This window comes from Lentzea sp. HUAS TT2, from assembly GCF_051853195.1.
In the GTDB taxonomy this organism is placed as follows: Bacteria; Actinomycetota; Actinomycetes; order Mycobacteriales; family Pseudonocardiaceae; genus Lentzea.
This window is the reverse complement of the sequence record NZ_CP196667.1, coordinates 3262035-3284037: the sequence shown is the minus strand read 5'-3', so window position 1 is coordinate 3284037 and position 22003 is coordinate 3262035. Positions and strand designations below refer to the sequence as shown.

Below are 22003 nucleotides of genomic sequence, written 5' to 3'. Positions count from 1 at the left end.
TTGCCTTTCATGACTGCTTGGGGCGCAAGCGCAGGCCATACATGCCACCGTCGACGGCGAGGATCGTGCCGGCGGTGGACCCCGACAGCGGGCTCGCCAGGTAGGCGATGGCTCCCGCGACCTCATCAGCGGAGACGAGCCGGCCGTGCGGCTGGCGTGCCTCCAACGCGGCTCGTTCGGCTGCCGGGTCCGGCGCCGAGTCGAGCAGACGGCCCACCCACGGGGTGTCCGCCGTGCCGGGGGCGACCGCGTTGACGCGAATGCCTTCGCGCACGTGGTCGGCGGCCATCGCGAGCGTCAGCGAGTGCACCGCGCCCTTGCTGGCCGAGTAGAGAGCACGCTGCGGGAGCCCGGCCCAGGCAGCGATCGAGCAGGTGTTCACGATCGCCGCGGACGGCGAGTTCTTGAGGTGCGGCAACGCGGCCCGCGAGACGCGGACCATGCCGAGCACGTTGACGTTGAGCACTTTGAGCCACTCGTCGTCGGAGTTGGCCGTGACGTCGCCCTGGGCGCCGATGCCCGCGTTGTTCACCACGACGTCGAGCCGTCCGAAGCGTTCGACGACCTCGTCGATGGCTGCCTTCACGCTCTCGTCGTCCGACACGTCCGCGCGGATCCCGACCAGCGGGTCCTTCACGTCCGGGTTGAGGTCCAGCGCGACCGCGGTCGCACCGCGCGAGGCGAGCAGTTCCGCCGTCGCGAGCCCGATGCCGGACGCACCGCCCGTGACGACGGCGACGAGTCCTTCGAAGTCAGTCATTCTCGGCCTCCAGCGCCGTCCACACAGGACCCTCCGGGTAGAGGTAGTCGGCGAGCGTCTCGTCCTTGAGCTGCGCGGAGAACCCCGGCTCTGAGGGCGCCAGGTAACGGCCGTTCTCGACGACGGCCGGGTCCAGGAAGTGCTCGTGCAGGTGGTCGACCCACTCGATCACGCGCTCGCCGACCTCACCGGAGATCGCGACGTAGTCGAAGAACGACAGGTGCCTGACCAGCTCGCACAGGCCGACACCACCGGCGTGCGGGCACACCGGGATGTCGAACTTCTTGGCCAGCAACAGGATCGCGATGTTCTCGTTCACACCCGCGACCCGGCACGCGTCGAGCTGGAGCACGTCGATCGCACCGGCCTGGAGCAGCTGCTTGAAGATCACCCGGTTCTGCACGTGCTCACCGGTGGCGATCCTGATCGGGGCCAGCGCGTCGGCGATCGCGCGGTGCGCCAGCACGTCGTCCGGGGAGGTGGGCTCCTCGATCCAGTACGGGTTGAACGGCGCGAGCTCGCGCATCCAGCGCACGGCCGTGTCGACGTCCCAGCGCTGGTTCGCGTCGACCGCGACCCGGACCTCGTCACCGACGACCTCGCGGGCGAGCTTCATCCTGCGGACGTCGTCGTCGAGGCTGCCGCCGACCTTGAGCTTGATCATGTCGAAGCCGTCGGCGAGGGCCTGGCGGGCGAGGCCGGCGAGCTTCTCGTCGGAGTAGCCGAGCCAGCCGGGAGACGTCGTGTAGGCCGGATATCCGTCGCGGGTGATGGTCTCCACGCGCTCGGCCTTGCCGTGCTCGACCTTGCGCAGGATCTGCAACGCCTCGTCCGGCGTCAGCGCGTCGCTCAGGTACCGGAAGTCGACGAGGCTGACGATCTCCTCGGGCGTCATCTGCGCGAGGAACCGCCAGACCGGCAGCCCGGCACGGCGGGCGGCGAGGTCCCAGGCCGCGTTGACGACGGCGCCGATCGCCATGTGCGCGACGCCCTTCTCGGGGCCGAGCCAGCGGATCTGCGAGTCACCGATGAGTTCGAAGTACAGCTCTGCCAGCGCTTTCGCGTTCTCCGGCACGTCCTTGCCGACGACGTGCGGTGCCAGCGCCCTGATGCCGGCGGCCTGCACGTCGTTGCCGCGGCCGATGGTGAACGCGAGCCCGTGGCCCTCAGGTCCCTCGTCGGTGCGCAGCACCACGTACGCGGCGCTGTAGTCCGGGTCCGGGTTCATCGCGTCGGAGCCGTCGAGCTCGCGCGACGTCGGGAACCGGATGTCGAGGACGTCCAGTGCGGTGATCTTCGGCATGGGCTCAGGCCTGCCCGAGGGTCTGCCGCTGCTTGCCGAGGCCTTCGATCTCCAGCTCGACCACGTCACCGGCGCGCAGGTACGGCTTCGGCTCCGGCTGGCCGAGCGCGACACCAGCGGGTGTACCCGTGTTGATGACGTCACCCGGACGAAGGACAAGGAACTGGCTGAGGTAGCGCACGATCTCCGCCACCGGGAAGATCATGTTCTTGGTGGACGAGTTCTGCTTGATCTCGCCGTTCACCCAGAGCCTCATCTCCAGGCTCTGCGGGTCGGCAATCTCGTCGGCGGGCACGAGGAAGGGGCCGAGAGGGTTGAACGTCTCGCAGTTCTTGCCCTTGTCCCACGTCCCGCCGCGCTCGATCTGGAACTCGCGCTCGGAGACGTCGTGCGAGAGCACGTACGCGCCGATGCACGCCAGAGCGTCCTCTTCGGACTCGAGGTAGCGGGCGGTGCGCCCGATGACGACGCCGAGCTCGACCTCCCAGTCTGTCTTCACGGACCGGCGCGGGACGAGCACCTCGTCGTACGGGCCCACGATCGTGTCCGGCGTCTTGAGGAACATCACCGGCTCACCGGGGATGTCCGCGCCGGTCTCCTCCGCATGGTCGCGGTAGTTGAGGCCGATGCAGATGACCTTGCCCGGATGCGCGAGTGGCGCCCCGATCCGGACGCCCTCGGTGCTCAGCGCGCCCAGTTCGCCCGCTTCGAGTGCGGCCCGCACGCGGTTGACGCCGTCGTTCGCGAGGAACGCACCGTCGATGTCCGGAGTGATCGGCAGGAGGTCGTATGTGGTCCCGTCGTCGGTCCTGACTGCAGGACGCTCGTCACCGACCGGCCCGAGGCGCAAGAACTGCACGGCCGTTCCTCCTCTGCTCACCCCTACGAAATACATCGGATGTATAGCCCCGCAAGGCCTCGTCCGTCTAGAGCTGAACCTGAAGTCGTCCGATGAATAAGAGGAGTCGATCATGAAAATGGTGTCCGCATCGCTCCTGGTGGGCGCACTGCTCGCACCATCCACCCCAGCCGAGCCTGTAACCGTTTTCGTGGAGCTGACCTCGGCCGCAGCCGTCGACTCTGGCAGCGTTACACAGGCACGTTCAGCCAGGGACCGGACATCGGAGCACGTCTCCCGGGTCGTCTCCCGGTCCGGCGGCCGGGAAGTCGCCCGAACGACCAACGCGGTGCCCGGCGTCGTGCTTTCGGCGGACAAGTCACGCTTGTCGGCTTTGTCGCGCATGCCCGAGGTGCGCGCGGTGCACCGGATGGTCCCCAAGAAGCTCTCGAACGCCCACGCCGTCCGCCTCACCCGGACGTCCGACGTGTGGAAGTCGCTCGGGCGCTTCGGCGACGGCGTGCGGATCGGCGTGATCGACACCGGCATCGACTACCGGCACGCGGACTTCGGCGGCGGCACGTTCCCGAACGCCAAGGTCGTCGGCGGCCACGACTTCGCGGGCGACGCCTACACCGGCAAGTCCGGGTCGATCCCGGAGCCGGACGCGGACCCGGTGGACTGCGAGGGTCACGGCACGCACGTCGCCGGCACCGCGGCCGGGTACGGGGTCAACGCCGACGGCACGACCTATCGCGGGTCCTACTCGTCGGTCGACCTCGACGCGTTGAAGATCGGCCCGGGCACGGCCCCGAAGGCGTCGCTCTACGCGTTGAAGGTGTTCGGCTGCGAGGGCGGCACGAACCTGACCGCGCAGGCCCTGGACTGGGCGCTCGACCCGAACGGCGACGGCGACTTCTCCGACCGGCTCGACGTGGTGAACCTGTCGCTGGGCAGCGACTTCGGCGCTTCGGACGACCCGGACGCGCTGTTCGTGCGCAAGCTCGTGGAACACGGCGTGGTGGTGGTCGCGGCAGCCGGCAACGGTGGCGACTTCTACGACGTGGCCGGCTCTCCCGGCAACGCCCCCGAGGCGATCTCCGTGGCGAACAGCCGCGACTCGTTCTCGATGCTGGACGGCCTGGAGGTCGCCGGGAAGCAGTGGGCTGGCCAGTACAGCCAGAACTTCAAGGAGTCCTTCGACCTCACGAAGCCCGTGGTACGACTCTCGTCCAATTCGGACGGATGTCAGCCGATCTCGGAGCCGCTGGCCGGGAAGATCGTCTGGCTGGAGTGGGACGACAACGACGCCACGCGCGCCTGCGGTTCGGGCGCCCGCACCGACAACGCCTGGAAGGCCGGGGCGGCCGGCGTGCTGTTGCCGACCTCCCTGCCGGTGTTCGCGGCCGGAATCGCCGGAAACGCGCACATCCCCGCGTTCCAGTTGACCGCCGCGGCGTCCTCCGCGCTGCGTCCGGCGCTGGAGGCCGGCACCCTGACCGCGCACCTGACCTCGGCGTTGAAGGTCGCGGTGCCGTCCGTCGAGCCGTCGATCGCCGACACGATCACGCCCTCGTCGTCGCGCTCGCGCACCTCGATCGCCGTGGCCGCGCCCGGTGACACGATCTTCTCCGCCGCTTCCGGCACGGCCTCGGACGGCGTGTCGATGGGCGGCACGTCGATGGCCTCGCCGCACGTCGCCGGGATCGCCGCACTGCTGCGCGAGGTCCATCCTCAATGGACGGTCGCGGAGGTCAAGGCCGCGCTGATGAACACCGCGGGTGGCGTGATCCGGAACGCCGACGGCGTGCGAGAGGCGCCGATGCGGGTCGGCGCTGGCCGGGTGGACGGGCTCGCCGCGCTGTCGTCGGACGTGCTGGCGCTGGGCGACGCGTCGTTCGGCACGGTCGAGGTGGGCGGCCCGGTGCTGACCAACCGCAAGATCCAGCTGGTCAACAAGGGCTCCCGCACGGTCCGCCTGCACGCGGGCTACGAGCCGATCACCTCGGTTCCGGGCGTGTCCTTCCAGGTCACCGCGCCGTACGTCGTGTTGCCGCCGGGCGGTTCGGCGTCGGTGCCCGTGCAGCTGCGGATCTCGAACCCCGCCGCGTTGCGCAAGACCCCCGACCCCACGGTCTCGCTGGACGAGGGCCGTCAGTTCCTGGCGGAGGCGTCCGGGCTCATCACCTTCACGGGTGACCGCTCGTTGCGGGTGCCCGTCTACGCGGCGCCGAAGCCGGTGTCCCGTCTGAGCGTGGCCGGCGGACGAGTCGCCGGCCGCGGCCTCGACCAGGCCGACTACCAGTCCCGCATGACCGTGCTGCAGCTCGGCGCGCGCTCCGACCGTCTGCCCGACTGCGGCCCCGACGTGCAGGACGACTGCGCCGTCAACCGCACCGCGCGGGGCGGCGACCTGCGTTACGTGGGCGCGACGGCGACCCCGGACCTGCTGGCGTTCGGCGTCGCGACCTGGAGCACCTGGGCGAACATCGGCAGCAACATCCAGCCGGAGGTGAGGTTCTCGGTGGGTGGCAAGAACTTCGTGACCACCGCCGTGAAGCCGACCAACCCCGACGGCGACATCACCGCCGACCTGTGGCTCGCCCAGACCAAGGTCGCGGGTTCGGACGAGGTCGTGGACGAGCAGCCGTTGAACGGATTCGACGGCACGTCCGACACGAACCTGTTCGACAGCGACGTGGTGGTGCTGCCGGTCTCGCGCGCGGTTCTGCCGTCCGGCCCGGTGACCTACACCGTGGGCGTGCAGAGCCCGTACACCGCGCCGGCCGACTCGGACGACCTGGTCGACGTCGCCCCCGCCGCCACGTTCGACTACGGCTTGATCGTCCCCGGACTGTCCACAGTGGTCCGTCCGGGTGATCGGGTTGCGTCCGGATCGTTGGTGTTCTTCCACCACAACGCAAGCGGTAACCGTGCTCTCGTGAGGTGACACCCGGTTGGGCGTGCCTAAGGTGAGCGGGTCTCGGCATACTCGGTCGGTATGGACCTGGTTGTGGGACTCGACGCCGGCGGCACGTCAACCAGGGCCTTGGTGCTCGATCTCGACGGCGCCCGCCTGGGCCAGGGCCTGGCGGGCGGCGCGAACCCGAACTCACACCCACCCACCGTCGCCGCGGCCCACATCGGCGAGGCGCTGGCGGAAGCACTGGACGGCCTCGACTCCCGCAAGGTCCGCTCCGGCGTCCTCGGCATCGCGGGAGCCTCGAAGCTCGCCGACCCGGCCATCGCCGCGCTGTTCCACGAGGCCTGGGAACGCGCGGGCCTGCACTGCCCGTTGCGCGTGATCACCGACTGCGAGGCCGCGTTCGCCACCGGCACCTCCTCCCCCGACGGCACGGTCCTGGTGGCGGGCACGGGTTCCATCGCGGGCCGCATCGCAGGTCACCGCATGGTCGGCCAGTCCGGCGGCTACGGCTGGCTGATCGGCGACGACGGCTCGGCGTTCTGGCTGGGCCGCGAGGCCGTCCGCGCCACGTTGAAACTCCTCGACCTGGACGCACCACTGGAAGGCCTGGCCACCGCCGTCCTGACCACCGCCGGCGCCCGCAACCGAGCCCAGCTGATCAACGCCGTCAACGCGGCCGCCCCGATCAAGCTCGCCCAGTTCGCGCCCCTGGTCAGCGCCGCCTACCACCACGGCGACCCCGAGGCCCTGTCCATCGTGGCGTCCGCCGCCCGCCTGCTCGCCGACACGGCCACCGCGGTCCGCGAGCCCTCCGACACGTCGCCGATCGTGCTGGTCGGCAGCCTGATCAAGACGCCGATCGGCACGCACCTGAAGCAGGAGCTGATCACCCGCTGCAACGCTCAGGTGATCATGGCGACGGAGGGCGCGGCGGGAGCGGCCTGGCTGGCCGCGGTCGACGTGCTGGGTCCGACAGCTCCGAGGCCCACCAGTTCATGACGCCAGCAGCCGGCCCGAGTGCGGGGTCCGGTCGCGATAAGCGCGCAGCAGCCCGGCGTGCACGTCGTCCACGTGCTCGGCGGCGTCGACGTCGGTGTTCCACACCAGCGTGATCCGCCGGTGCAGCGGGTTGCCGATGATCGGTTTGAGCAGCACGCCCGGCACGTCCTGGCCGGGGAAAAAGCCCGCCACGGCGCCGGTGGAGCGCACCAGGTCCGCCGCCGCCACCGGGTCCACGCCGAAGTGAGCGCAGCGCGGGGTGAAACCCACGGCCTCGCAGGCCAGGTCGAGGTTGAGGCGGCCGCCGTGGTTCTCGTCCGGCGCCACCCACTCCTCGCCAGCCAGTTCGGACAGCAGCACCTCGCTGCGGCCGGACAGGCGGTGGCCTGCCGGGACGCCGATCAGCATGCGTTCCGTGACGACGCCGCGCATGCCCACGGCCTTGGGGAACCGCAACGGGCTGCGCGGGAACTCCACCACCAGCGCGAGATCGAGGTCGCCGGTGCGGACGAGTTCCAGCACCGCGTCGCCGCCTCGTTCGATGTGCGTGGTCTGCGGCAGGCCGGGGAGCATCTCGCGGACCACGCCGACGAGCAGCGCGGTCGGGGAGCCCGCCACACCGCCCAGGCGGATGCCCGACTCGCCGCGTTCGGCCAGCTTGCGCGACGAGACCAGCAGGTCGTCGAAGTGTTCGACCAGGTCCTGGGCTCGCAGGACCACGTGCCGGCCCAGTTCGGTGAGCTCCACGCCATCGGTGCGGCGCAGGAACAACGGGCCACCGAGGCTCGCCTCGATGCGCCTCACCTGGGCGGTGAGCCCGGCCTGGGCGATCTTCAGCTGGGAGGCGGCCCTGCTGATGCTGCCTGCTCGTGCCACGGTCAGCACCACGTGCAGATGTCTCAGCTCCATTCGCACTGACGAAGCCTAAAGCAGTTACCGATCCACAAACACGGCCACGCGGGTGTCACCAGATGACGCGCTGTCACCGTCGTAAGCGGCATTGGTCTGTCAGGCCCATAACTCGGGAATTATCGGCACCTCACACCTGCCGCTGCGTGCGCGGACTCCTACACCCTGTTGACACCAAACGATCGAAGGGTGCGTGAACGCCATGAGGAAAGCGTTGCGGCTGCGACGCCTTTCCCGTCCGCACGATGACAGATATCTCTTCGTGCCGTTGGACCACAGCGTTTCGGACGGTCCTGTAGTGCCGCGCGACCGGTGGACGGATCTCATCCGTGCCGTCGTGCAGGGCGGCGCCGACGCCGTCATCGTCCACAAAGGACGAGTGCGCACCATCGAACCCGCCGTGCTGGGCGGATGTGCGCTGATCGTCCATCTGAGCGCGGGCACCGTGCACATGGCCGACGCCAACGCGAAGGTGCTCGTCGGCGAGGTCGACGAGGCGCTGCGGCTCGGCGCCGACGCGGTGAGCGTGCACGTCAACATCGGTTCCGACACGGAGTCGCGCCAACTCGCGGACCTCGGCACGGTCGCGGCCGCGTGCGACTCGTGGAACGTCCCGCTGGTCGTGATGGCCTACGCCCGCGGGCCGCGCGTCGCCGACCCGAAAGATCCCGCGCTGCTCGCGCACGTCGTGAACATCGCGGCGGACCTCGGCGCGGACATCGTCAAGACCAACCTCGCCGACGACATGGCCGAAGTCGTTGCGAGCTGCCCGATTCCGGTGATCGTCGCAGGCGGACCGGCCTCCGCGAACAGCATCGCCGGCCACGCCCGCGTCGCCATGTCCGCCGGCTGCGCGGGCCTCGCGATCGGACGCCGGGTCTTCACCTCGCCCGCGCCGATGCACCTGGTCGCGGAACTGGCGTCGATCGTCCACGCGCCCACCGACGCAAGCCTCATGCACGCACTGACCGCAACCTTGGAGAACCGGTGAAGTTCGCCTGGATCGACCTCAGAACCGTACCGGAAGCGCACCGGACCGCCGTGATCGACGCGGCGGTGCACAGCCGGATCGCCGGTGTCGTCGCGGACGACCCCGCGTTGCTCGACGACCTGCCGCCGACGATCACCCGCGTGCTGCTGGTCGACGACCACACGGACAGCCCGCACCTCGTCACCGTGGTGGTGGACGAGCAGGACCAGCTCGACCGGCTGCCGGGCGGCTCCGCGTTCGTGACGGTCAGCGACGACCGCACGCTCAAACTCGCTTGTGCCGCAGCGGAACGGCTCGACCACACCGTCGTCGCGTTCACCGACCCGACGAAGATCCCCCTGGAGATCGTGATCGCCGCGGCGGACGGCGCACCCGGCAAGCTCGTCACGGTCGTGACCGACCTGGTCGAGGCCGCGATCGTCCTCGAATGCCTGGAACACGGCTCCGACGGCGTGCTGATGGCCCCCGCCGACGCGACGGACGTGTTCAAACTGGCTCGCTTGCTGGAAGTCACGTCCCCGCCGCTGACCCTGACCACCCTCACCGTGGAAGCGTTGACCCACAACGGTCTCGGCGACCGCGTCTGCGTCGACACCGCCTCGCACTTCCAGGAGGACGAGGGCATCCTCGTCGGCTCGTTCTCGTCGGGCTTCATCCTCTGTTGCAGCGAGACACATCCGCTGCCGTACATGCCGACGCGGCCGTTCCGGGTCAACGCGGGCGCGCTGCACTCCTACGTGCTGGGCCCGGCCAACCGCACCAACTACCTGTCCGAACTGCGGTCCGGCAGCAAGGTCCTCGCCGTCAACGCCGAGGGCCGCACCCGCGAGCTCACCGTCGGCAGGGCCAAGCTCGAGTCACGCCCGATGCTCACCATCTCCGCCCGCTCCCCGGAGGGCGTCGAGGTCCACCTGATGGTGCAGGACGACTGGCATGTCCGCGTGCTCGGCCCCGGCGGCAAGGTCCGCAACGTCACCGAGCTCCAGCGGGGCGACGAACTGCTCGGCTACATCGCTGCTGAGCAACGGCACGTGGGCCTCCCGATCGGCGAGTTCTGCAAGGAGTCATGAAAGAGATGCGCGAGTTCATCACCGACCTGCTCCACCGGCACGGCGACGATGTGCCGATCTTCAGTCACCGCAACACAGTCACGCACGGCCTGCTGCGCGCCGACGTCTCCGCGCACGCCGCACGGTTCGAAGCCGTCGGAATCCGTGAGGGGAGCACGGTCGCCGTCCAGGTGCCGCCGAGCTTCAGCCACCTGGAGGCCGTGCTCGCGTTGTGGCGCATCGGCGCGCAGGTGATCTCGATCGACCACCGGCTGCGCCCGGCCGAGACCCACGTCCTGCACGAGCTGACGCGTCCCGAGTTCCTCGTACATCCCGGTGGCGTTCCCGCTCAGGGTTTCCAGGAGCGGTACGGGCTCGTGGCCGAGCGGGTCGAGGGTCTCCCCGCCGCGACCCCGCACCGCCTGGTGCAGTTCAGCTCCGGCTCGACCGGACGGCAGAAGGTGATCGGCCGCAGCACCGAGTCCCTGGCCGACGAGGTGGCGCGGTTCGCCGCGTCAGAAGGCGTGGTGCGCGGCGGCGAACGCTTCCTGCTGCTCAACTCCCCCGCCCACAGCTTCGGCCTGATCGGCGGCCTGCTGCACTCCCTCGCGGTCGGTGCACACCTCGTGTTCGCCGAAAAGCCTTCCGCAGAAGCAATCCTGCGACAGGCACGCACCCACGAGGTGGACTTCGTCACCGGCCTGCCGTTCCACTTCGACCTGCTGGCCTCCTCACCCGACCGCGACGCGCTGCGCACGGTCCGCGGCGCGTTCGCCGGCGGCGAGATGATGCCGCAGGACGTGGCCGACAGGTTCGCCGCCGCCTACGGCTTCCCGGTCGGCGAATGCTTCGGCACCACCGAGACCGGCGCGTTGACCATGGCGGTCGACGGCACGGTCCGCCCGTCGGTCGGACCACTGATGCCGGGCATCACCGCCCGCGTGCGCGACGGCCTGGTCGAGGTGGCGCTCCCGGAATCGCCGTACCTGTCCGAGAACGACCCGTCGCGCTTCTCCGGCGGCTGGTTCCGCACCGGCGACCGAGGAGAGTTCTCTCCCAACGGCGAACTCCGGCTGCTCGGCCGCGCGGACTCATTGGTCGTGGTGCGCGGCAACAAGGTCGACCTGACCGAGGTCGAACACGTCCTGCGCGGACACCCGCAGGTGAAAGAGGCCGTCGCGGTGGGAAAGCCAGAAATCCGCGCGTACGTCGGCACGGCCAGTGACACGCTCACGGCACAAGCGTTGTCGGAGTGGTGCACGGAAAGACTCGCGGAATTCAAGCTACCCGCCCAAATCCTCGTCATGGACACACTTCCGCGAACGTCGAGCGGCAAGATCATCCGAAACATGGAGCCGCTCCATGCGTCCTACCTTCAGGCACATTTGACCGGAAACAATGGAGAACGATGACCCGCCGGGCCTAGTTTCCTGGCATGCCCAAAAGATCGTCCAGTGTGGCGGGGCGTGAGTTCGGTACCGGCGTGCGCGCCATCATCGCGCGTACCGGGCTCACCCACCGGCAGCTCGCCGAACGCCTCGGCTGGCAGGAGGCCAAACTCTCGGACATGACGCTCGGCAAGGGCGGCGTGACCGAGATCGAGGTCCAGATCCTGCTCGCCTACTGCCAGGCCACCGTCGAGGAACGCGAGTACCTGCTGGAGCTGTTCCGCGAGTGCGGCAACGCCTGGCTCCAGATGCCGAAGGACGGCGTACCGGACCAGGTCCGCACGCTCATCAACCAGGAGCAGGAAGCGGAAGAGATCATCTGCTGGTCGATGATCGTCGTGCCCGGCCTGCTGCAGACACCCGAATACGGTTACGTGGTCGCCGAACACTCAACGGCGATCAAGGCGGAGGACGTGCCCAAGGTCGCCGCCGCAAGGGCCGCACGAGCGGACATCCTGAAGCCAGGCAAGAAGTTCACGTTCTTCGTGCACGAGCAGGCCTTGTTGCTACCAGCCGGCGGAACAGAGGTATGGCGCGAGCAGCTGGCCCACCTGCTCAGAATGTCTGTGCGGAAGTACATCAGCCTGCGGATCATTCCTCGCTCTATCGGAATGCACGCGGGCATCTGCGGCGACTTCAGGGTGATGAAGTTTCCGAAGTACCTGCCCGTCGTCTACATCGACAGCATCAATTCCTGCCTGTTCTTCGACGACGCGGACACCGTCAAGGTCTACGAGGACATCCTCACGGCCCTCGCGGCCGTCGCTCTCCGCGAGGCAGAATCCAGGGCGGTGATCGACAACATCTTGGAGGGTCTCTGATGACCACCTGGCGGAAGAGCAGCTACAGCGCCACCAGCGACAACTGCGTCGAGATCGGCCAAGGAACCGGCATCCGGGACAGCAAGGCGCCGACGACACATCTCCCGCTCTCCGCCGAGGGCTGGTCCGCCTTCCTGCGTTTCGCTCGTTTCCCCGGCACACCCCGGTAACCCTCGGTAACGTCCCTCTCACGCACGTGCAAGGGGGGCCCACATGACCGATCCGAACCAGCTCATCGAGGACTACGAGCAGCGCACCGCAGCCCTGCTCGAACAGGCGGAAGAGGCCAAGTCCCGGATCGCGAACCTGACCGGCGCCGCCACCAGCCAGGACGGCGCCGTGACGGTGAGCGTCAGCGCAGGGGGCGCGCTGCTCAGCCTGTCGTTCGGCACGAAGGCCGACGACCTGCCCAAGGACCGCCTGGCAGCGCTCGTCCTGTCCACGGCCAAGCGCGCCCAGGCCCAGGCCGTGGGCCAGATCGCCACGATCATGGCCCCGCTCATCGGCGACAACAGCGAAGCGATGCAGTTCGTCCAGTCCCAGATTCCGCCGATCGACGTCCCGGACGACGACGCACCTCCATCGCCACCACAGCAGTTCGTGGTGAACGAGGAACAGCAGGAGGCCGTCGCCACCCCGCCGCCCGCACCACGCCCGGCCCGCCGCCCCGCAGAGGACGACGACACCGACTTCGACCAGCGCAGCCTCTTCAAGAAGGAAGGCGGGTGGTGATGTCGGGCTTCCAAGTCGATCTCAAGGTCCTGGAGGCGCACGAGCGGGAGCTCAAGGCCCTCCTCGCGGGCCTGCCCACCGCCGCCGACGCCGGCGCTGACTACGTCGGCAACCCGCAGGCCTGGGGCGTTGTGGGCATGTTCTTCGCCCAGATCATGGAGCGCTGGACGAACGACGCGCGGGCGTACGTCGACACCGTCAAAGCCGCGGGTGACGACGTGGTCGAGCGGTTCGCGGGCATGCGCCAGGCCTACGCGGAACAGGACGAGGCCGTGGCGCAGTCGTTCAAGAAGCTCCGCGAGGGCCTGGACGGGGTGCAGCCATGAGCGACCAGCCGCAGAACCCGCTCAACGCCACGGAAGGGTTCGAGGAGGCCAGCCTCTACCAGAAGTCGAACTTCGACAGTCCTACCCAGGCCTGGGACGCGGCCGGCATCTTCAGCAGCTCCGCCAACCTGATCTACGACGGCGTCAAGGGCGACTGGGGCGCCATGGCCGGTGACGCGGCGGCGTTCGGCATGGACCTGCTCGGGTTCGTGACGAACCCGATGGGCAGCCTGCTGTCCGCGGGAATCGGCTGGCTGATCGAACACATCGGGTTCCTGAAAGAGGGTCTCGACTTCCTGGCAGGCGATCCAGACGCGGTGAACGCGATGGCGCTGACGTGGAGCAACATCGCCCAGCGCATGCAGGAGACCGCCGACAAGTACTCCGGCACCCTCGATACGCTGAGCCAGTCCCAAGGCGCCGCGGTCGACGGCTATCGCAGGGCGGTGCAGGACTTCTCCAACGTGGTCGCTGGCGGCGCGAGCCACGCCACCTCGGCTGCATCCGCCATGACGGTCGCAGCCTCGGCGGTCGGCGTCGTGAGAGGTGCCGTTCGCGACGCCATCGCGAGCTTCGTCTCCAACGCGATCATCAAGTTCGCGGCGGCCAGCGCGTTGACCCCGATCACCTTCGGCGCCTCGCAGGCGGCGTTCATCGCGGACACCGTCGTCCAGGGCACGATCACGGCCGGCAAGAACGCCAAGAAGATCAGCAAGGTCGTGAAGCAGCTGGAGAAGGTCGCCGACGACGCGAAGCGGTCGCGCGACACGATCAAGGGCACGACCCGCAACCTCGACAGCACGGTCAAGAAGTACAACCAGGACGCCGTGAAGCACTCCCAGCAGGCGCTGCACATGGCGAAGAAGGCACAGGCGGGCAAGCTCGACGCCAAGGACGTCGACAAGCTGAAGGAGATCGGCAGGCGCGGAGACCAGCTGGACAAGGACTACAGCAAGGTCAAGGCGGATCTGGGCGACAACGTCAACCGCAACCTCCGCGACAACCTGGGCCTCGGCGACCGGCGCCTCGACCACGCGAACGACGTGCTCGACGGTGGGTGGACCCCCACCTTCAGGGGCAAGGAGTATCCCGAAGTCTCCTTGCCGCTCGCCCCGAAGATCCTCGGCAACGCGATGGCCCAGGAGTGGAGCGACCAGTCTCACCGGGAGGCCGACGCCGAGGTGAAACAGGACGCGCGAAACCAGGAATGGCGCGAGTACTGGGAGAAGCAGCGGATGGCGGGCGAACTGTGATCGAGCGGTTCCTCCGCCGGGCAGCAGGGCTGGCACTGATCGCCTTCACCGCCCTCTTCACCCTGGTCGCCGCCACTCGTCTGGACGCCTGGGAGAACACCCTCGCCGCACGGACGTCGGTCCAGCCGACCGGTCTCGGCGACCTGGCCGCCGGAGCGGTGGCGTTCTGGGTGATCACCCTCGTCGGCCTGTGCTGGCACCGGCGCCGGCTGCCGATGTGGCGGGTCTGGTGCCGCTGGGCGGCGTTTCCCGGAGTGTTCATGGGGATCTTCCACAGCGTGCAGATCGCCGGCGATCACGACCGTCCGATCGGATGGGCGATCGCGGTCGGCCTGGTCGTGGTGTCCTGGGCACTGAGCGAGTTGGTCGTGCTGGTGACCACCCGGCCGGTCACGTCCGCGCTGATCAGCTCGAAGCTCGAGATTCCGTTCCCCACCAGGGGACTCAAGGCGCGGCTGTGCGTCCGCGAAGACCGGCTGGTGCTCGACAGCCTGGTGTCGCGCCGAAAGCGGTCGCGTGACGTGGTCGCGGTGCCGTGGACCGCACTGCGCTCGATCGAGCTCGTCCAGGTCGAGCAGGAGATGACCTGTCAGGTGATCGTCTACGCCGGCGGTGACGTGGGCAGGCCGCGCACGTTCGACGTGCCTCCCGGCCCCGCTCTGCACGTCGTCGGCACGGTGCGCGAGATGTTGATCCCCGTCACGGAACAGGTCGGTGCGAAGGCACTCGCGACGGTGCGGGCACGTTCGGCGGGAGTCGAGGTCACCGAGCGGCCGCTCTGGTCCTACCGCCCTCTGCGCAAGCACGAGCTCCGTCCGGCGAACTGGGAGTTCCGCACCGACAGCCGTCCGTACATCCTGCTGCTCGTGGGCGCGTTCCTGCTCATGCCGCTCTACATGCTGACGATGATGACGCTGTCGATCGTCACGGGCTCGCCGGAGTTGCAGGAGGACTGGGACACGGCCAGCGGAATGGACAAGGAGCAGCAGGTGATCGTCGCCGGCCTGGGGCTTGTCTCCGTGGCCTTCCTCTACCTCGCCTACCGGTTCTGCTACAAGGCCTTCCTGGACTTCATGGAAGGCCAGGACTCCATCGAGGCCTTCCCCGAGGCACCCGCCCTGCCGCCCAAGACCGGGACGGTGCCCGGCTCCGGCAAGAAGCGGAAGAAGCGCTGACCTAAGAGGCAGACTCCGGCACCTGCGGATGCCGGAACCCGGGATGCCCATCTGGCAGAGCCCGCTTCAGCAACCACCCCGACACCAGGATGCAGACGATCTGCAACGGCCACGACAACGCGATCCGCAAAGTGGCCAGCCAGTAGATCTGCGCGTCCAGCCACAGTGGAGTGAACACGGCGACACGCAGCACGTACTGCCCGACCCACGCCCATGACGCGACCGAGTAGGCGCGCAAAAGGGCAGGATCGCGGCGCCACCGGGTCTTCTGTCCGAGGAGCGTTCCCACCACCACGCCGAGCAGCGGCCAGCGCACCGCGATCGAGCCCGCCCACGCCAGGGACGAGGCCACGTTGGACAGCAGCTGGATGAGGAAGAAGTCCTCGACGCGTCCGGTGTAGAGAGCGACCAACGCGGCTGCCACGACCAGCAGCACGGACAGGATCACCGCGCGGGGTTTCTCGCCCCGCACCAGGCGGAAGACGCCGATCGCCACGCCGCACAGCACGGCGGCGACCGCTCCCGCGCCGATCGAGTGCCCGGACAGCAACCAGCCCGCGACGAACGCCAGGGGTGGCAGGGAGGCGTCGAGGGCGCCGCCCCGGCCTCCGAGCAGTGATGCGAGCGACTCCTGGCGCACGTCGGTCATGGTTCCAGGGTGCCTTAGGCGAACCTAACTCAGGTAACGGACCCATATCGGGGATTGACCCCGGTGAACCAGGTCACTACCGTCTGGCGAAATCGTCTGGAAAGTTAACAGACAGGAGCGGACCTAATGCGTGCCGGAAGCCCACGACTGTTGCGGGAGATCAACGACCGCGCAGCCATCGAGGCTCTGCTGCGCAACGGACCGCTGACCAGGTCGGAGTTGGAAGGTCTGATCGGCCTCTCCAAGCCGGCGACCGCACAGCTGCTCACCAGGCTCGAAGAGGCCGACACCGTGGTCCGCAACGGACTGCGTGGCGGCGGGCGCGGGCCGCGGGCCCAGCTGTGGTCGGTCAACGGGGCGCTTGCGCACATCGCCGCTGTCGATCTCACCCCCGAGACGGTCGACATCGCGATCGCGGACATCTCCGGTGCCGTGCTCACCGAGTACAAGGCACCGATGCCCGCGAAGCACGGCGTGCTGGAGGCGTTCGTGAGCGCGGTCGGCAAGGCCTGCGGTCAGGCAGGTCTGAGCGCCGACCAGTTGCTGCACGTCGTGGTGGGCTGTCCGGGAGCGGTGAACCCCGCGAACGGTGAGCTCGCCTACGCACCACATCTGCCCGGCTGGAGCAATTTCGACATGCCCGGCCAGTTGCGGGAGCAGCTCGCGACCTCGGTGAGCGTCGAGAACGACGTCAACCTCGTCGCGCTGGAGGAGATGGTCGCCGGACGGGCCACCGAGGTGAGCGACTTCGTCGTCATCTGGCCCGCGGATCTCGTCGGTGCCGCCGTCGTCGTCAACGGATCGCTGCTGCGCGGCGCTTCCGGTGGCGCGGGCGAGATCGACGGGCTGATGATCCCCGACCGCGCGGCGGCCGACACCGACACGGACCGCTCCGGCGGCACGTACGGCGAACTGCTCAGCAGCACGTCGATCTGCAAGCTCGCACGCGCCCACGGGCTCGCCGCGCGCAACGGTCATGGTGCCGTGCGCAAGGCGTTGGCCGCGGGTCCGTCGGGCCGTGAGTTCATGGGTGATCTCGCCAAGCGCATAGCCACGGGCGTGGCTAGCGTCGTCGCGGTGCTCGACCCGGAACTCATCCTCCTGTCCGGCGACATCGCTCAGGCAGGCGGAACCACGCTGAACGACCTCGTTGCCGCGGAACTGCGGCAACTGGTGGTGCCGAGAACACCTGTCCAGCTGGCTTTGGTCACCGGGAAACCAGTGCGCAGCGGCGCACTGCACTCGGCGCTCGCCTTCGCCCGCGAAGAGGTGTTCGGCCTCCCGGCAGCCACCACGGCTCCATTCCGCGGCCCAGTGGTCGCCGGGTCCCCACGTTGATCGAGAAGGAGTGCACATGCGCAAGCACACCCGTGCTGCCTTGCTCTGTGTCGCCGCAGCGCTGACCCTCACCGCATGTGCGGCGGGCAAGGGTGGCGGCGCGAGTTCCGATGCCGCCGCTGCTCCTGGCAAGGACGACAAGCTCACGCTCACGGTCTGGAGCAACTACTCCGACCGCGAGTTGGTGGAGGTCACGAAGGCTCTCAAGACCTTCAACAAGAAGTTCCCGAACATCGAGATCAAGCACGAGGGTTCGCAGGACGACGACAAGATCACCGCGGGCATCCGTTCGGGCAACACGCCGGACGTCGCGCTGTCGTTCACCACGGACAACATCGGCCAGTTCTGCTCCTCCGGCGCGTTCCAGCCGCTGAAGGCGTACATCGACCGCGACAAGGTCGACCTGAACCAGCTCTCCCCCGCGGTTCAGCAGTACACCGAGTACAAGGGCAACCGCTGTGCGATGCCCATGCTCACCGACGTGTACGCCATGTACTACAACAAGGACCTGCTCTCGGCGGCCGGCATCACGGCCGCGCCGAAGACGCTGGACGAGCTGTACGACGCGGCCGTGAAGGCGACCAAGAAGGCGCCGAACGGTGACATCGAGGTGGCGGGTTACCTGCCCACGATGGGCTTCTACGCCAACCGCCCGACCATCCTCGCGCCGACGTTCGGCGCGGAGTGGGAGAAGGACGGCAAGTCCGGCCTGGCCAGTTCCCCCGGCTTCACCGAGATGATGACGTTCCAGAAGAAGCTCGTCGACTTCTACGGTTACGACGCGCTGGAGCGGTTCCGCGCGGGCCTCGGCCAGGAGTACTCGGCCGACCACGCGTTCCACCAAGGCAAGATCGCGATCATGATCGACGGCGAGTACCGGACCGCCTTCCTCAAGGCGCAGGCGCCGCAGATCAAGTTCGGCACGGCTCCGTTCCCGACCTGGAAGCCCGCCGACTACGGCACCGCGTTCACCACCGGCACGATCATGGGCATTCCCAAGGGCGCTAAGAACGCCGGCGCCGCGTGGGAGCTCATCAAGCACCTGACGTTCGACACCGACACGATCGTCGACCTGTCCAACGCCATCAAGAACGTCCCGAGCACCAAGGCCGCCATGGAGAGCTCCAAGCTCGAGGTGGACGAGCAGTTCAAGACGTTCATCGACCTGGCCAAGAGCGACAAGCTCAAGGGCAACCCGGTCACCCCCATCGGTGACGCGCACATCAAGGCAGTCACCGACTTCTCGGTCTCCTACCAGTCCGGCAAGGTCCCGGACCTGGCGGCAGGCCTCAAGGAAGTCGACAAGAACATCGACGACCAGATCGCCAAGAGCGGCAAGTAGGGGATTCGCAAGATGACCGCCACGCTCGGCGCGCGGCCCGCCCCCGGCAAGGGGCGGGCACGTTCCCGCCATCGTCTAGCCGTGCTCGGGTTCATGGCCCCGGCACTCATCGGCTTCGTCCTGTTCTTCGTGTACCCGTTGGTCGCCACGGTCATCTTCAGCTTCACGAAGTACGACCTGATCAACCCACCGGAGTTCAACGGCCTCGCCAACTACGAGTTCATGTTCAAGGATCCCTTGCTCACCAAGGCGATCGCGAACACGCTCTGGTTCGTCGTGGTGCTCACGATCGCGCGGACGGTGTTCGCGCTGGGCGTGGCGTCGGTCATCGCTCGTCTGAAGTCGGGCGTCGGTCTGATCCGCACGCTCTGCTACCTGCCTTCACTGGCACCGCCGGTGGCCGCGACACTCGTGTTCTTCATGGTGATGCGGCCCAACGGCGGCCCGCTCGACAGCCTCCTCGGCGTCTTCGGGCTCGAGTCACCGCTGTGGTTCTCGGACCCGGCGTGGGCCAAGCCCGGCATCACCGCGATCATGCTCTGGATCTCCGGCGACCTGATGATCATCATCCTCGCCGCGATCCTGGACGTGCCGCAGGAGCAGTACGAGGCCGCGGAGCTCGACGGCGCCGGCCCGATCCGGCGCTGGTGGCACGTCACGCTCCCGTCGATCTCCCCGGTGCTGCTCTTCGGCATCGTGAACTCGGTGATCCTCGCGTTGCAGCTGTTCACACAGGCGGTCGTCGCGGGGTCGGCCGGCTCTGGGGCAGCGGACGCGACGGGATCGACCAAATATCTCGGTTTCCCGGACAACTCCACGCTGACGTTCCCGGTTTACCTGTACACGCAAGGCTTCCGCTACTTCGACATGGGCTACGCGGCCGCCATGGCCACGGTCCTGTTCATCATCTCGTTCGCCGTGACCATCGTGCTGGTCCAGCGGATGCGGAAGAACTCCACCGCCGAGGAAGGGGGTCCGGGAGCATGACCGCCACGCTGACCAAACCACCGGTCGACGTCCCAGCGGAACCGGAGCAGCCACGCCGCAAGCGCGACGTCGGCAGCATCCTGAACTGGGTCGCGACGCATGCGATCGGGCTCGCGCTCGGCCTGATGTTCGCCACGCCGGTCCTGTTCGTCTTCCTCACCGCGGTGATGTCGGACGACCAGGCGTTCACGTCGAACCTCTGGCCGCGCGAATGGCACTGGGAGAACTTCGTCGAGGTCTTCGACAAGGCCCCGCTGTTCCAGTACCTGATCAACAGCCTCACGTACTCGCTGCTCGCGACGCTCGGCATGCTGATCTCCTCGATCCCGGCCGCCTACGCGCTCGCGAAGCTGAAGTGGCGTGGCCGGAACGTGGCGTTCATCCTCGTCATCGGCGCGATGATGCTGCCGCCGCAGGTCGTTGCCGTGCCGCTGTACGACACGTGGTCGTCGCTGAACCTGACCGGCACGCTGGTGCCGTTGATCGCGCCGTACTTCCTGTTCGACGCGTTCAGCATCTTCCTGCTGCGCCAGTTCATGCTCACCATCCCGCAGTCCTACGTGGACGCGGCACGGGTGGACGGGTGCTCGGAGTTCCAGGCACTGGTGCGGATCATCATCCCGATGGCGAAGCCGGGCATCGCGGCCACCGCGCTGTTCTGCTTCCTCTTCACCTGGAACGACTACTTCGGCCCGTTGCTCTACACCGGCGAGGTCAAGGACCAGTGGACGTTGTCGCTGGCACTGGCGACGTTCAAGGGCATGCACATCGTCCAGTGGAACTCCTCGATGGCCGTCACGTTCCTGACGATGATCCCGGCCGTCGTCCTCTTCGTCTTCGCCCAGAAGTCGTTTGTAAAGGGAATCACGTTCACGGGAGTCAAAGGATGAAACTCACCGTCGTCGGTGGCGGGTCCACCTACACACCGGAGCTGATCGACGGCATCGCCGGCCGTCGCACCAGCCTGGCGGTGGACGAGATCGTCCTCGTCGACCCGGACGAGCACCGCCTGTCGCTGATCGGCCCGTTCAGCCAGCGGTTGCTGGAGCACGCGGGTCACGCGGCGAAGGTGCGCACCACCACGTCGCTCGAAGAAGGCATCGAGGGCGCGTCCGCGGTTCTGCTGCAGCTGCGCGTCGGCGGGCAGAAGGCGCGTGCCTCTGACGAGACGTTCCCGCTCACCTGCGGGTGCGTCGGCCAGGAGACCACCGGCGCGGGAGGCCTCGCCAAGGCCCTGCGGACCGTGCCGGTGGTCCTGGACATCGCGGAGAAGGTGCGCCGGATCGCGGGCCCCGACACGTGGATCGTGAACTTCACGAACCCGGTCGGCATCGTGACGCGTGCGCTGTTGCAGGAGGGCCACAAGGCGATCGGCCTGTGCAACGTGGCGATCACGTTCCAGCGCTGGACCTCGGCCCTGCTCGGCGTGGATCCGTCCACTGTGGAGCTGGAGCACGTCGGCCTGAACCACCTCACGTGGGAACGCGGCGTGTACGTGGACGGCGTCGACCGCCTGCCGGAGCTGCTCGCCGACCACGTCGAGGGGCTGGCCGAACACATCGGCATCGACGGCGAGCTGATGCGGCGCCTGAACATGGTGCCGTCGTACTACCTGAACTACTTCTACAACCACGACGCCGTCGTGAAGAAGCAGCTCACCTCACCGCCGCGCGCCGAAGTGGTCGCGGCCGTGGAGAAGGAGCTGCTCGACATCTACGGCGACCCGTCGGTCGTGACGAAGCCGGAGCAGCTGTCGCAACGCGGCGGCGCGTACTACTCCGAGGCGGCCGTGCAGCTCGTGCACGCGCTGACCGGTGGCGCAGGCGCCGAGAAGCACGTGGTCAACGTGCAGAACAACGGCTCGCTGCCCTTCCTGCCCGACGACGCCGTGATCGAAGTCTCGTCCACTGTGGACGGAAACGGCGGGAAGGCGCTGCCGATCCGCCCCGTGGAACCGTCCATCTCCGGCCTGATCTCGCACGTCACCGCGTACGAGTACCTGGCGCTGGAAGCGGCCAAGCACGGTGGCCGCGACCGAGTGGCGAACGCGCTGCTCGCCCACCCGCTGATCGGCCAGCACGCCATCGCGGACCAGCTGGCCGACGAGCTGATCGCGCAGAACCGCGACCTGCTGCCGTGGGTGAAGGGAAACTGACA

Annotated in this window: 21 protein-coding genes; 16 read left to right on the top strand and 5 right to left on the bottom strand. The window is 68.2% G+C overall.

Going from position 1 to position 22003, the window contains the following annotated elements; translation table 11 throughout:
- Positions 1-7: 7 nt before the first annotated feature.
- The 3 genes from ACSHWB_RS16530 to ACSHWB_RS16520 are packed head-to-tail and all read right to left on the bottom strand — an operon-like array spanning position 8 to position 2922.
- Entirely contained in the window at positions 8-760 is a 753-nt protein-coding gene (locus tag ACSHWB_RS16530; protein WP_439662907.1) for an SDR family NAD(P)-dependent oxidoreductase, read from the bottom strand.
- A complete protein-coding gene (locus ACSHWB_RS16525; RefSeq protein WP_439662906.1) occupies positions 753-2063 on the bottom strand; it encodes an enolase C-terminal domain-like protein in 1311 nt (436 codons plus the stop codon). The genes ACSHWB_RS16530 and ACSHWB_RS16525 overlap by 8 nt, the downstream gene beginning before the upstream one ends.
- A gap of 4 nt (positions 2064-2067) precedes the next feature.
- The gene (locus ACSHWB_RS16520) at positions 2068-2922 is read right to left on the bottom strand and encodes a fumarylacetoacetate hydrolase family protein (RefSeq protein WP_439662905.1); all 855 of its coding nucleotides are present in this window, start codon (positions 2920-2922) and stop codon (positions 2068-2070) included.
- Between the two features lie 382 nt (positions 2923-3304).
- Here ACSHWB_RS16520 and ACSHWB_RS16515 point away from each other — a divergent pair, with 382 nt between their 5' ends.
- The gene (locus ACSHWB_RS16515) at positions 3305-5851 is read left to right on the top strand and encodes a S8 family serine peptidase (protein ID WP_439664611.1); all 2547 of its coding nucleotides are present in this window, start codon (positions 3305-3307) and stop codon (positions 5849-5851) included.
- A gap of 51 nt (positions 5852-5902) precedes the next feature.
- Positions 5903-6826: an N-acetylglucosamine kinase gene (locus tag ACSHWB_RS16510; RefSeq protein ID WP_439662904.1), complete on the top strand. Its 924-nt coding sequence runs from the start codon at positions 5903-5905 to the stop codon at positions 6824-6826.
- Here the strand turns inward: ACSHWB_RS16510 and ACSHWB_RS16505 are convergent.
- Positions 6821-7735: a LysR family transcriptional regulator gene (locus tag ACSHWB_RS16505; RefSeq protein WP_439664610.1), complete on the bottom strand. Its 915-nt coding sequence runs from the start codon at positions 7733-7735 to the stop codon at positions 6821-6823. The genes ACSHWB_RS16510 and ACSHWB_RS16505 overlap by 6 nt on opposite strands.
- Positions 7736-7937: 202 nt before the next feature.
- Between ACSHWB_RS16505 and ACSHWB_RS16500 the strand changes: the two genes are divergently transcribed.
- The 9 genes from ACSHWB_RS16500 to ACSHWB_RS16460 are packed head-to-tail and all read left to right on the top strand — an operon-like array spanning position 7938 to position 15530.
- On the top strand, positions 7938-8726 hold the full coding sequence (locus ACSHWB_RS16500) for a 2-amino-3,7-dideoxy-D-threo-hept-6-ulosonate synthase (RefSeq protein WP_439662903.1): 789 nt from the start codon (positions 7938-7940) through the stop codon (positions 8724-8726).
- Positions 8723-9796, top strand: coding sequence for a 3-dehydroquinate synthase II family protein (locus ACSHWB_RS16495; protein ID WP_439662902.1), 1074 nt, complete (start codon positions 8723-8725; stop codon positions 9794-9796). Before ACSHWB_RS16500 ends, ACSHWB_RS16495 begins: the two co-directional genes overlap by 4 nt.
- Positions 9793-11187 carry a class I adenylate-forming enzyme family protein gene (locus tag ACSHWB_RS16490; protein ID WP_439662901.1) on the top strand — a complete coding sequence of 465 codons (1395 nt, stop codon included), beginning with the start codon at positions 9793-9795 and terminating at the stop codon, positions 11185-11187. The genes ACSHWB_RS16495 and ACSHWB_RS16490 overlap by 4 nt, the downstream gene beginning before the upstream one ends.
- A gap of 23 nt (positions 11188-11210) precedes the next feature.
- Positions 11211-12044, top strand: coding sequence for a helix-turn-helix domain-containing protein (locus ACSHWB_RS16485; RefSeq protein WP_439662900.1), 834 nt, complete (start codon positions 11211-11213; stop codon positions 12042-12044).
- Positions 12044-12214, top strand: a complete 171-nt coding sequence (locus ACSHWB_RS16480; protein WP_439662899.1) for a DUF397 domain-containing protein — start codon at positions 12044-12046, stop codon at positions 12212-12214. The genes ACSHWB_RS16485 and ACSHWB_RS16480 overlap by 1 nt, the downstream gene beginning before the upstream one ends.
- 43 nt (positions 12215-12257) lie before the next feature.
- Positions 12258-12776: a YbaB/EbfC family nucleoid-associated protein gene (locus ACSHWB_RS16475; RefSeq protein WP_439662898.1), complete on the top strand. Its 519-nt coding sequence runs from the start codon at positions 12258-12260 to the stop codon at positions 12774-12776.
- Positions 12776-13102, top strand: coding sequence for a hypothetical protein (locus tag ACSHWB_RS16470; protein ID WP_439662897.1), 327 nt, complete (start codon positions 12776-12778; stop codon positions 13100-13102). Before ACSHWB_RS16475 ends, ACSHWB_RS16470 begins: the two co-directional genes overlap by 1 nt.
- On the top strand, positions 13099-14355 hold the full coding sequence (locus tag ACSHWB_RS16465; RefSeq protein WP_439662896.1) for a hypothetical protein: 1257 nt from the start codon (positions 13099-13101) through the stop codon (positions 14353-14355). Before ACSHWB_RS16470 ends, ACSHWB_RS16465 begins: the two co-directional genes overlap by 4 nt.
- Entirely contained in the window at positions 14352-15530 is a 1179-nt protein-coding gene (locus tag ACSHWB_RS16460; protein ID WP_439662895.1) for a hypothetical protein, read from the top strand. The genes ACSHWB_RS16465 and ACSHWB_RS16460 overlap by 4 nt, the downstream gene beginning before the upstream one ends.
- Position 15531: 1 nt before the next feature.
- Here the strand turns inward: ACSHWB_RS16460 and ACSHWB_RS16455 are convergent, their stop codons facing one another.
- The gene (locus tag ACSHWB_RS16455) at positions 15532-16179 is read right to left on the bottom strand and encodes a DUF3159 domain-containing protein (RefSeq protein WP_439662894.1); all 648 of its coding nucleotides are present in this window, start codon (positions 16177-16179) and stop codon (positions 15532-15534) included.
- Positions 16180-16305: 126 nt separating this feature from the next.
- Here ACSHWB_RS16455 and ACSHWB_RS16450 point away from each other — a divergent pair, with 126 nt between their 5' ends.
- From ACSHWB_RS16450 to ACSHWB_RS16430, 5 genes are read left to right on the top strand one after another with little or no spacing between them, the layout of a single operon-like run.
- Complete coding sequence (locus tag ACSHWB_RS16450) at positions 16306-17517, top strand: ROK family protein (protein WP_439662893.1); 1212 nt, start codon at positions 16306-16308, stop codon at positions 17515-17517.
- A 16-nt stretch (positions 17518-17533) separates the two neighbouring features.
- Positions 17534-18859, top strand: coding sequence for an ABC transporter substrate-binding protein (locus ACSHWB_RS16445; protein ID WP_439662892.1), 1326 nt, complete (start codon positions 17534-17536; stop codon positions 18857-18859).
- Positions 18860-18871: 12 nt separating this feature from the next.
- Entirely contained in the window at positions 18872-19846 is a 975-nt protein-coding gene (locus ACSHWB_RS16440; RefSeq protein WP_439662891.1) for a carbohydrate ABC transporter permease, read from the top strand.
- A complete protein-coding gene (locus ACSHWB_RS16435; RefSeq protein ID WP_439662890.1) occupies positions 19843-20736 on the top strand; it encodes a carbohydrate ABC transporter permease in 894 nt (297 codons plus the stop codon). The genes ACSHWB_RS16440 and ACSHWB_RS16435 overlap by 4 nt, the downstream gene beginning before the upstream one ends.
- Positions 20733-22001, top strand: coding sequence for a 6-phospho-beta-glucosidase (locus ACSHWB_RS16430; RefSeq protein WP_439662889.1), 1269 nt, complete (start codon positions 20733-20735; stop codon positions 21999-22001). Before ACSHWB_RS16435 ends, ACSHWB_RS16430 begins: the two co-directional genes overlap by 4 nt.
- Positions 22002-22003: the final 2 nt, after the last annotated feature.

Bases quoted from the DNA above. Each gene is read 5' to 3' on its own strand.
- ACSHWB_RS16505 (WP_439664610.1), bottom strand. From the start codon at position 7,735: ATGGAGCTGAGACATCTGCACGTGGTGCTGACCGTGGCACGAGCAGGC.
- ACSHWB_RS16475 (WP_439662898.1), top strand. From the start codon at position 12,258: ATGACCGATCCGAACCAGCTCATCGAGGACTACGAGCAGCGCACCGCA.
- ACSHWB_RS16485 (WP_439662900.1), top strand. From the start codon at position 11,211: ATGCCCAAAAGATCGTCCAGTGTGGCGGGGCGTGAGTTCGGTACCGGC.
- ACSHWB_RS16525 (WP_439662906.1), bottom strand. From the start codon at position 2,063: ATGCCGAAGATCACCGCACTGGACGTCCTCGACATCCGGTTCCCGACG.
- ACSHWB_RS16455 (WP_439662894.1), bottom strand. From the start codon at position 16,179: ATGACCGACGTGCGCCAGGAGTCGCTCGCATCACTGCTCGGAGGCCGG.
- ACSHWB_RS16450 (WP_439662893.1), top strand. From the start codon at position 16,306: ATGCGTGCCGGAAGCCCACGACTGTTGCGGGAGATCAACGACCGCGCA.
- ACSHWB_RS16510 (WP_439662904.1), top strand. From the start codon at position 5,903: ATGGACCTGGTTGTGGGACTCGACGCCGGCGGCACGTCAACCAGGGCC.
- ACSHWB_RS16435 (WP_439662890.1), top strand. From the start codon at position 19,843: ATGACCGCCACGCTGACCAAACCACCGGTCGACGTCCCAGCGGAACCG.
- ACSHWB_RS16515 (WP_439664611.1), top strand. From the start codon at position 3,305: ATGCCCGAGGTGCGCGCGGTGCACCGGATGGTCCCCAAGAAGCTCTCG.
- ACSHWB_RS16470 (WP_439662897.1), top strand. From the start codon at position 12,776: ATGTCGGGCTTCCAAGTCGATCTCAAGGTCCTGGAGGCGCACGAGCGG.
- ACSHWB_RS16530 (WP_439662907.1), bottom strand. From the start codon at position 760: ATGACTGACTTCGAAGGACTCGTCGCCGTCGTCACGGGCGGTGCGTCC.
- ACSHWB_RS16440 (WP_439662891.1), top strand. From the start codon at position 18,872: ATGACCGCCACGCTCGGCGCGCGGCCCGCCCCCGGCAAGGGGCGGGCA.
- ACSHWB_RS16490 (WP_439662901.1), top strand. From the start codon at position 9,793: ATGAAAGAGATGCGCGAGTTCATCACCGACCTGCTCCACCGGCACGGC.
- ACSHWB_RS16500 (WP_439662903.1), top strand. From the start codon at position 7,938: ATGAGGAAAGCGTTGCGGCTGCGACGCCTTTCCCGTCCGCACGATGAC.
- ACSHWB_RS16465 (WP_439662896.1), top strand. From the start codon at position 13,099: ATGAGCGACCAGCCGCAGAACCCGCTCAACGCCACGGAAGGGTTCGAG.
- ACSHWB_RS16480 (WP_439662899.1), top strand. From the start codon at position 12,044: ATGACCACCTGGCGGAAGAGCAGCTACAGCGCCACCAGCGACAACTGC.
- ACSHWB_RS16445 (WP_439662892.1), top strand. From the start codon at position 17,534: ATGCGCAAGCACACCCGTGCTGCCTTGCTCTGTGTCGCCGCAGCGCTG.
- ACSHWB_RS16430 (WP_439662889.1), top strand. From the start codon at position 20,733: ATGAAACTCACCGTCGTCGGTGGCGGGTCCACCTACACACCGGAGCTG.